The sequence below is a fragment of the Pedomonas sp. genome (genome assembly GCF_036515995.1).
In the GTDB taxonomy this organism is placed as follows: domain Bacteria; phylum Pseudomonadota; class Alphaproteobacteria; order Sphingomonadales; family Sphingomonadaceae; genus Pedomonas.
In genome coordinates this window covers 1-9,479 of the sequence record NZ_DATBUP010000091.1, presented here as the reverse complement: position 1 = coordinate 9,479, position 9,479 = coordinate 1, and the positions used below count along the sequence as shown (strand labels likewise).

Annotated in this window: 6 protein-coding genes; 2 read left to right on the top strand and 4 right to left on the bottom strand. The window is 62.0% G+C overall.

The window, feature by feature from the left end; genetic code table 11:
- Nucleotides 1-283: 283 nt before the first annotated feature.
- From VIG90_RS07175 to acs, 3 genes are all read right to left on the bottom strand, one after another.
- On the bottom strand, nucleotides 284-3,532 hold the full coding sequence (locus tag VIG90_RS07175) for a tetratricopeptide repeat protein (RefSeq protein WP_331592808.1): 3,249 nt from the start codon (nucleotides 3,530-3,532) through the stop codon (nucleotides 284-286).
- A gap of 121 nt (nucleotides 3,533-3,653) precedes the next feature.
- Nucleotides 3,654-4,193 (bottom strand): GNAT family N-acetyltransferase, encoded by a 540-nt coding sequence (locus VIG90_RS07170; protein WP_331592807.1) that lies wholly within the window; start codon nucleotides 4,191-4,193, stop codon nucleotides 3,654-3,656.
- A gap of 14 nt (nucleotides 4,194-4,207) precedes the next feature.
- On the bottom strand, nucleotides 4,208-6,148 hold the full coding sequence (gene acs, locus VIG90_RS07165) for an acetate--CoA ligase (RefSeq protein WP_331592806.1): 1,941 nt from the start codon (nucleotides 6,146-6,148) through the stop codon (nucleotides 4,208-4,210).
- Between the two features lie 280 nt (nucleotides 6,149-6,428).
- Between acs and VIG90_RS07160 the strand changes: the two genes are divergently transcribed.
- Nucleotides 6,429-8,012: a DcaP family trimeric outer membrane transporter gene (locus VIG90_RS07160; protein WP_331592805.1), complete on the top strand. Its 1,584-nt coding sequence runs from the start codon at nucleotides 6,429-6,431 to the stop codon at nucleotides 8,010-8,012.
- A 127-nt stretch (nucleotides 8,013-8,139) separates the two neighbouring features.
- Nucleotides 8,140-8,994: a universal stress protein gene (locus tag VIG90_RS07155; RefSeq protein WP_331592803.1), complete on the top strand. Its 855-nt coding sequence runs from the start codon at nucleotides 8,140-8,142 to the stop codon at nucleotides 8,992-8,994.
- Between the two features lie 31 nt (nucleotides 8,995-9,025).
- Here VIG90_RS07155 and VIG90_RS07150 read toward each other — a convergent pair.
- Nucleotides 9,026-9,479, bottom strand: a 454-nt coding sequence (locus VIG90_RS07150) for a DUF2076 family protein (protein WP_331592802.1), incomplete at its 5' end; no start/stop codon positions are given.

Here is a 9,479-nt window from a genome sequence, read left to right as displayed (position 1 = left end):
GCGACGGTCACCCGGTCTACATGGCCCGCAGCCAGTGGCGCCTCGACCGCGCGGCGGAAGACAATAAGGACGTCAAGTTCACCGCCTTCCGCGAGCGGGCGTAAGAATTCAACGTTCAAGATCAGGGAGTGTAGAGGGATTCTGTCCCTCTACACTCACATTCGTTTTCGGGAGCGTGCCAGCGGCTAACGCAAGCGCCCTCTCGCTAGGGCGGGTTTTTTGGGACAGCTTTAAGAGGCGAAGGGGCAGGGGCTGAACCTCGGCCCCAGCGCCAATGCCCCTCCTACAACTCGAGACCGTAGTCAGCGTATTCCTTCTCGACGTCAGGATATGCCTTGCGTGCGGCGGCTGCATCAGCTTCGGCGCGAGCCTTGTCTCCCTTTCGGGACAACGCCACGGCACGCCCATAGAGGGCGGCAGGCAATCCGGGCGCTTCTGCCAAAGCGCGATCAAATTCCCTGATCGCCTCGTCAAGGCGACCGAGCCGCAACAGGACGAAGCCCCGGCTATCCAATGCGGCGAAATGGTCAGGTTCTTTTTCAAGAGCCCTATTGCAGTCGGCCAGCGCAGTCTCCAGATCGAAACCGGCGGTCGCCTGATGCCAGCACAACTCATTGAAATCGATCGCTGTAACTGACTTTGCCCGTGCTGAGGCAAAGTCCTGCCGGGCCAGAGGCGTGTTGCCCAATCGGGCGTAAGCGTGACCTCTGAGCTTCAGCAGATTGATTTCCTCCGGCGCGAGGGCAATCAGCTTCGTGTAGGTATCGATGGCTCCAGCATAATTCTTGGCTTGGGTTTGCAGGCGGGCCTTTTCCTCAAGCGCCTCACGCATTTCCGGATTAAGCTTCAGGGCCTTGTCAAGATCGACAATGCGCTCCTCCGTGGAGACGTCCGGCAGGTACTGGGCGCGGTTCAAGTAAACATAGGGATCAGGTGCAATGGAAAATGCCCGGTCATACGCCTTCAGAGCCTCTGCCTTCTGGCCGAGCCCACTATAGATATTCGCGACAGCAAGCTGGGCGTAATGACTGTTGGGCGCAGACTGGGCCAATGCAACTGCTTCCGCAGCAGCTTCCGACTTCTTGCCTTGACGTTTGAAGACATTAGCCCTCAGGAGACGCATTTTAACCAGAGCAACGACAGGCAGATTTTCTGTGCTGAGCACAGCAACGCTGTCTCGAAGGGCCGCCTCATAATCCTTCTGCTCAAAATAGGCAGCTGCACGTTCCACCAATGGATAACTATCTTCGGGATTCAACTCCTTCGCCTTGGTGTATGCCTTCACCGCATCCTGGAATTCCCGTTTATTCATGGCAATTCTGGCATACCCCAGATGAACAACAGGCATATTCGGAGCCAGCTTATTTGCCGCATCCAGATCTCCGGCAGCAGCTTCGATATTACCTGCCCATGCATTGGCAAGGCCACGAAACGCCAGAATTTGGGGGTCTCCGGGTTTGAATTCGAGCGCCCGTGTAAAGTCTTCAACCGCTTCCCGGTAACGCTCAAGTTGAGCTAGGGCGTAGCCCCGCTCCAGGTACTGCTCGACGGTCGTCGGGTCAGAGTTAACCGTGGCTTTAATCTCCTCCTCAGTTCGCAAGTAGTTGATTGGCTTCCTGAGGTAGACGGTCTGATCCGCCAATTTCCGCAGCGCGGCCTGCGCGGCCGGTGCCTCCTTGGCCGGGAACTCGGGGGCAATGCTCCGCTCGGTCTTGACGATGGTGAACACGTCATCCTTGAAGGTGGCGTGCCGCCGGTATTCGATGTTGGCGACTGTCTGCTCGACGTCTTTCTCCCGAAGCGTATCTGCGGCGGTGAAGCCCGGAGGCAGCAGGATCGTCTCGACATTCTTCCGGTAGAAGGGGTAGGCGACCGCGAACGGTGCATCCTGGTCAGGACCCGGATCACGGGTGAAATCTGCCCTGAAGCCAACGCGGGTCCTGTCGGTCTGATACCATCCGTCCTCCCAGTCCATGCGGGCCAGGCCCTGCATTGAGAGGCGCATTTCCCCGGACTGGGCATCAAAGGCAGAGGCAACCGACGTCACGTCGATGAAATTGAACTCGTTGCGCCAGTACTGCCGCAGAGTGCGCTCACGGGCATCCCCCGAGAGGTTGGCAAGCATGCTGTTGAGACTGGAAGCAGCGTCGCCGGTGAGGGTCGTCTCGATCCTGGTCGGCGCCGGGATCGACAGACCCTTGCGTGCATCGATATGAATCGTCAGCGTCTCGGAAGGCGCTTCCAGCGGCTGCGGGACCATGCGGACGAGCTGAGCGCCCTTGGCAACCAGCGGCAGACCCCAGCCCACATAGGGCACCTGGAGGCGATCAAGGCTCTTGTCACCCGTGCGCGTGCCATCCAGCCAGTAGGCCTTGCCCGCGACCGTTGCCCGTACCAGCACATGATCGAACAGATCAAACATGGGCAGGCGCTCGTCCAGGCCATCACCAACGACCGTACTTACCGCAACGGGCTCAGCCTTGATGCCAAGCTCATGGAGGAGGCCGAGCAGCAGCGAGGTCTTGGCCTTGCAGTCGCCAAAGCGGCGAGACCAGGTTGTCTCGGCATCGACCGGGAGCAGGTTTCCTTCCCCCATCATGAGCGCCACGTACCGCACTCGGTCCTGCACGAGGGCGAGGACGGCCTCAGCGCGCACTTTCGGATCAGCCGAGAGCTTGCGGATGCGCTCCAGTTCATCGCGCAAGGGGCCCTGAGCAGGAATGACCGCAGTCTTCTGATAAAGCGGAGCCATCAGCGCAGCCAGATCAGCCCACGACGCCTTGTTGGTGAATTCGATCATGCGACCGTAGTGATAGCGGGGCGGCGCACCTTTGGGTGGATTCAAGGGCTGCACATTCGTCAAAGACAACTCGACGTGGGTCGTGCCGCCGACGGTGACAGGCTTGAGCACCGGCAGGTCCGCGATCGAGCGAAGCCGAACCGGCATGGTGGACGGCCACTGTACGCGCAGGTGAGCCTGACCGATTTCGATACCATTCCAGCTTCCGGCAATGATCTCCGCATGGCCGGGCAGATTAGGGTCAGTTGATGTGGACGTGGCGGCGAACTCCAGAATGTCTCCGACCTGAAGACCTTCCGGCTGGATATTGGCAGTCAGGACGCCATCCAGCATGGCATTCTCGAGGTTCTGTTCGCGCCGGACGACGGTGAATGTCTGGCCGGACGCCAGCACATCAATGACCTGATCACCGCGCCGGATCAGAAGCTTGTGAACGGTTATGCTGCCGTTCTCCGAGCGCCAGTCGAAGGACAGGTTGCCGATCGCAAGGCCTTCCGGGGTCTGTATCTGGAAGACGCTGTGATTATAAACCGCCTTCTGATCAGGCTGCAGATCGACTTGGGCGTCAGTCAGCAGCAGACGGACGGCAGCATCATTGGATTTCGGCGGAACGGACGACAGTTCAATCGGCTTTACCCAGGCAGGCGGCGGCCCGATCAGCGGCTTGTCCGCCGCGTGAGTTGCACAAGGTAAAAGACCGGCCGCAACGACGACCAACCTGAAAATCTTCATTGATATAGGTCCCCCAAGAACTGGGGATCATACTAATGGATTATAGAGCCAGTAGCCAGTGGGCCGTCGCAGCGGTGATATGCGCGTCCGAACCCAAGAGGAAAATATTTGGCAGGCGGCCCTAGACCAATCGCTCCAGCAGCGTGGCGGGGGCGTCTTTATAGCGGGTGCGGGCGTAGGGCTTGAAGCCGGTTTTCTCGGCGACGCGGAGGGAGGCGCTGTTCTCGGGGTTGATGAGGCACACGAAGCGCTTGGCGTCGAGATGCCGTTCCCCCCATGCCATGGCGGCGCGGACCGCTTCGGTGGCATAGCCCTTGCCGTGAACGCCTGGTGAGAGAATCCAGCCGACTTCCGGTGCGGAGTTGAAGTTCAAGGCTTCGGGAAGATCGCGGCGAAAATCGGAAAGGCCGATGTCTCCGACAAAGCGGCCGCTCGCCTTTTCCTCGACTGCCCAATAGCCGAAACCGAGCAGGGTCCAGTGACCAGCATAGCGCAGCAGCCGGGTCCAGCATTCCTCCGGCGGGAGAGGGCGTCCGCTGGTATAGCGGGTGACGACCGGATCAGACCACAGCGCACAGGACGCTTCGTGATCTTCCAGGCGATGCGGGCGGAGCAGGAGCCGCTCGGTCTCCACGGTTCTGCTTCCGCCCGCATCGATCATCTGCTTGCTCCGGATCAGGCCGCGCGGGCGCGATTGCCGATCAGGTCATCGACCACGCTGGGATCGGCCAGCGTGGAGGTGTCCCCGAGATTGGACAGGTCGTTCTCGGCGATCTTGCGAAGAATGCGGCGCATGATCTTGCCAGAGCGGGTCTTGGGAAGGCCCGGCGCGAACTGGATATGATCCGGTGCGGCGATCGGCCCGATCTCTTGACGAACCCAGGTGACCAGTTCCTTGCGGAGCGCCTCGGTCGGGTCTTCGCCCACGTTCAGGGTGACATAGGCGTAGATGCCCTGACCCTTGATGTCGTGTGGGAAGCCGACGATGGCCGCCTCTGCCACCTTGGGATGAGCTACGAGGGCGGATTCGATTTCCGCCGTGCCCATGCGGTGGCCGGAGACGTTCAGCACGTCATCGACGCGGCCGGTGATCCAGTAGTAGCCGTCTTCATCGCGGCGGCAGCCGTCTCCGGTGAAATACTTGCCCGGATAGGTGCTGAAGTAGGTCTGGAAGAAGCGCTCGTGATCGCCGTAGACCGTGCGCATCTGGCCGGGCCAGCTGTCGGTGATGACGAGGTTGCCCTCGCATGCGCCCTCCAGAACCTTGCCTTCGCTATCCACGATCTGCGGCTGCACGCCGAAGAACGGCTTGGTGGCAGAGCCCGGCTTCAGGTCGGTCGCGCCCGGCAGCGGCGAGATGAGGATGCCGCCGGTCTCGGTCTGCCACCAGGTGTCCACGATCGGGCAGCGGCCTTCGCCGACGACGCGGTGGTACCAGAGCCATGCTTCCGGGTTGATCGGCTCGCCGACGGAACCCAGCAGACGGATCGACTTGCGTGACGTGCGGGTGACGTGCTCGTCTCCCTCGCGCATCAGGGCGCGCAGCGCCGTCGGCGCGGTGTATAGGATATTGACCTGATGCTTGTCCGCCACGTCCCACATGCGGGACGGAGAGGGGTAGTTGGGCACGCCCTCGAACATCAACGTGGTCGCGCCGTTGGCGAGCGGACCATAGACCACATAGCTGTGGCCAGTGACCCAGCCGATGTCGGCAGTGCACCAGAAGATCTCGCCGGGCTTGTAGTCGAACACGTACTCGTGCGTCATGGACGCATAGACGAGATAGCCACCTGTGGTGTGCAGCACGCCCTTGGGTTTGCCGGTGGAGCCGGAGGTGTAGAGGATGAACAGCGGGTCTTCCGCGTTCATGCTCTCTGCCGGACAATCGGTGGAAACGGTAGCCGCTACGTCTTCGTAGCGCACGTCCCGCCCTTCGGTCATCGCCACGGCACCGCCGGTGTGGGAGACGACGATAACGGCCTCAACGCCGGCGCACTGGGCGACGGCAGCATCGACGTTGGCCTTCAGGGCAATGGTCTTGCCGCCGCGCAGGCCTTCGTCTGCGGTGACGACGACCTTGGAGTCACAGTCGGTAATGCGACCGGCCAGGCTGTCCGGCGAGAAACCGGCGAACACGACAGAGTGAACCGCGCCAATGCGCGCGCAGGCCAGCATGGCGTAGGCTGCCTCTGGGATCATCGGAAGATAGATGGTCACCCGGTCACCGCGCTTCACGCCGCGCGCCTTCAGCACGTTGGCGAAGCGGCAGACCTCGGCATGCAGCTGGCCGTAGGTGATGGTCTTCGACTTCGAGGGATCGTCACCCTCCCAGATGATCGCGACATCGTTGGCACGCTCGGGCAGGTGGCGATCAATGCAGTTGACCGAGACGTTCAGCTTGCCGTCGTGAAACCAGCGAATGCGGAAGTCCTCGGCGTTGAAGGAGACATCCTTGACCTGGGTGTAGGGGACATCCCACGACAGGCGCTTGCCTTGCTCGCCCCAGAATGCAACCGGATCGCGGCGCGCTTCATCGCTCAACCGCTCATAGCCGGCAGCGTCAACATGCGCACGCTGCTTCCAGTCCGCAGGAACGGCAAACACCTGCTCACTCATACCTTAATCCCCTCATCTTACCCTTATGCAATGACGCTTTGCTTTTACAGCTTGTGGCCGAGCTTCCCTGATCTGGCGCCAGCGTGCAAGGCCCGAGACGCTAGGTTTGCGGCGGATTTGCAGCAGTTTCCAGAAAAAATATCGGACCCTGCCAATAATGATGAACCAAACCGCAAAGCCTGCCGTTCATGCGGGCAGCGTCACGCCCAAGGCGGGATGCGCCCGGAAGATGTACGCCTGAATTACCAACGCCTGAATTACCAATGGTGGAGACGACATCATGGCGAGTGTCATGCAGCAGCGTCTGATGCTTCTGGCGGGAGTGGCGGGGGTCGCTCTGAGCGCATCTCCAGCAGTGGCGCAGTCTCAACCGCCCGCAACAGGGGCGGACCGGACGGCCGTCTTGGAAGAGCGGGTGCGCCAACTGGAAGAGGCCCTGCGCGACGTCCGGCAGGAACTGAACGCCACTCGCCAACAGCAGACACCCCAGCTGCAGGCACAAGCGCAGCCGGGGCAAACACAGACCCCGCCCCAGAGCGTGACTGGGGTGCCCCCGCAGCCTTCCGAGACCACGACGGCCGAGAATGCAGCCGCTCCGGCCGTTCCAGCGACGACGGCGCAGGCCGCCGCCCAGACTGCTGCGGTTACCGCTGTTGAACCGGCCGCAGGGCCAAGAGAGAAGAGTGCGGCCAGCCAGTCCGCCCAGAACCAGCCGCCGGGCACAGGTTTTCGCATCGGCAACACGACCTTCCGTCTGAGCGGTTTCATCAAGGCCGACGCGATGGTCAGCGACTACAGCAAGGGCGATACTGCCACCAACACGCTGGGCCGGGATTTCTACCTGCCCCAGTTCATTCCCGTGGACGATACGCCCGGCGCGGGCGAGGGCGTGGATTTCGACGCCCATGCCAAGCAGACCCGCATCGTGCTGAACACCGACACGCCGATGGACGGCAAGACGGTGAGCGCCCACATCGAGGCCGATTTCCAGACCTCGCCGGGCACCCAAGGGTCAGAGCGGACCACTAACGGCTACAACTTCGCGCTGCGACGGGCCTTCATCACCTACGATGGGTGGATCTTCGGACAGGAGTGGAGCAACTTCCAGAATGTGACCGTACTGCCGGAAGCGGCGGACTTCGTTGGCGTGACCGAAGGCACGGTTTTCGTGCGGCAGATGCAGGCGCGCTATACCCGGCAGTTGTCAGACCAGTTCACTCTCTCGTTCGCGCTGGAGAACCCGGAGACGGCCAGCATCACGCCGACCTCCGCAGTGATGATCGAGAACGACGACGATCACATTCCCGACGCCACGGTCCGGCTGGTGTGGTCGCCCACATTCGGTCAATTCAGCCTTGCGGGGCTGGCGCGGCAACTCTCCGTCAACAGCCCGCAGGACAATGCGAAGAAGTTCGGTTGGGGCGCCTCGGTTGCCGGTCGTGTTCCCTTCGGCAAGGACGGCCCGTACGACGTGCGGTTCATGCTCACATACGGGCAGGGCGCGAGCCGCTATGTCGGCTTCAACTTCGCGCCGGACGTGATCTATGTGATGGATCCTGCAACCGGCGCAGGAGACATGGAGACGGTGGACGTGCTGGCGGGCTTCATCGCCTTCCGCGTCGGCTTCACGGAAAAGCTGCGCGGCAACATCATGGGATCATTCCAGGACGTGGATTACCCTTCGAACGGTATCGCTCCGCTGGATGCCAACGAGCTGGCGCGCAGCATCGCGGTGAACCTGTTCTATTCTCCGGTCAAACCGCTCGATCTCGGCATCGAGTACCGCTACGGCCAGCGCAAGCTCCTGAGTGGAGACAAGGGCAGCCTGAACCGCGTGCAGGTGGTGGCCAAGCACGCATTTTAAGCGTGTCTTGGCGGGATGCTCAGTGCGGCGCTTGCCCCTGGTCGGTTTGAAAATACTTCAAATGCGGTGTGTATTTTCTTGGCTTGCCTGCACCGCTCGCGGCAGGCTGGGGGTGGGAGCGAATGCCATGAACCGGATCATCGCCTGCGTTGACGGATCAGTCTACACGCCCAGCGTCTGCGGCCACGCGGCCTGGGCCGCCGAGCGCTTGCAGCTTCCGGTGGAACTGCTTCACGTGGTTCAGCGGCAATTCGATACCGCCGCCTATACCGACTTCAACGCCGGTATGGGCATGGGTGCGCAGGATCGCCTGCTGCAGGAACTGGCGGTACTGGACGAGCAGCGCAATCAGGTTCTGGTCCAGCGGGGATCCGGCCTGTTGCAGGACGCCGAGGCACAGATGCGCGCCTTTGGCATGTACAACATCAGCAGCCGCTGCCGCCACGGCAGCCTTGTGGACGCGCTGAGCGAACTGGAAGCCAGCACATCTCTGATCGTGATCGGCAAACGCGGGGAAGCGGCGGACTTTGACCGGCTGCACATTGGATCCAGCGTGGAGCGGGTGGTGCGCGCCGTTCACTGCCCTGTGCTGGTTGCCGCCCGGGCATTCAAGCCGATCGATCGTGTCCTGGTGGCCTACGACGGCGCGGCTTCTTCCCGCAAGGCGGTGGAGGAGGTTTGCGCCAACCCATTGCTCAAGGATCTGGACCGGCACGTGGTAATGGTTGCCAACTCAAGTCCGGCGGCGGAAGGGCATTTGATGTGGGCGCGTGAGCGGCTGATCGCGTCGGGCGGAACATACACTCTGGAGCGACTGGCCGGGGAGCCGGAGGCGACGATCAGCGACTATGTGAAAGCGCATGACATTCACCTCCTGGTGATGGGAGCTTATGGCCATTCCCGCATCCGCCAACTGATTGTTGGCAGCACGACAACGCAGATGATCCGCACCTGTCTGATACCGGTGCTGCTTTACCGGTAAGAGCATAGGTGGCGCAGCCAGCGCCGAGAGATCAGAACTCGTCCAGTCCGAAGTCACTTCCAAAGTCGCTGAAGCCGTCATCGCCTCCGGAGTAATCGTCGCCGCCCACTTCGCTGCCAGCCGCGCCGGTATCTTCGCCGGGGCCGACACCGGGATCGTATTCAGGTGCCGCAGCGGCTGCCTCATCTCCTGTAAATGCGCTGGCAATCAGGCTGCCGATGAGAACACCGCCCGCCACGCCCATGGCGGTCTGGGCCGCACCGGCCAGAAAGCCCCCGCCTGAGGCGAGCGGGCGCGTGGACGAGCCGTAGCCATATGGCCGCCCGCCGGGACCGGCCCGATAGGATTGATGGGGCGAGGACCGGTAGCTGTGGCTGCGCCCGCCAAACAGGCCACCGAGAAAACCGCCGCCACCCCGGCTGTACACATCCCGCTCCAGTTCACTGAGACGGGCCTGCGCAGCCTCAAGCGCCCGTTCCTGAGCG

What these genes read in the sequence shown, in the direction of transcription:
- VIG90_RS07175 (WP_331592808.1), bottom strand. Translation starts at nt 3,532, where the DNA reads ATGAAGATTTTCAGGTTGGTCGTCGTTGCGGCCGGTCTTTTACCTTGT.
- acs (WP_331592806.1), bottom strand. Translation starts at nt 6,148, where the DNA reads ATGAGTGAGCAGGTGTTTGCCGTTCCTGCGGACTGGAAGCAGCGTGCG.
- VIG90_RS07170 (WP_331592807.1), bottom strand. Translation starts at nt 4,193, where the DNA reads ATGATCGATGCGGGCGGAAGCAGAACCGTGGAGACCGAGCGGCTCCTG.
- VIG90_RS07160 (WP_331592805.1), top strand. Translation starts at nt 6,429, where the DNA reads ATGGCGAGTGTCATGCAGCAGCGTCTGATGCTTCTGGCGGGAGTGGCG.
- VIG90_RS07155 (WP_331592803.1), top strand. Translation starts at nt 8,140, where the DNA reads ATGAACCGGATCATCGCCTGCGTTGACGGATCAGTCTACACGCCCAGC.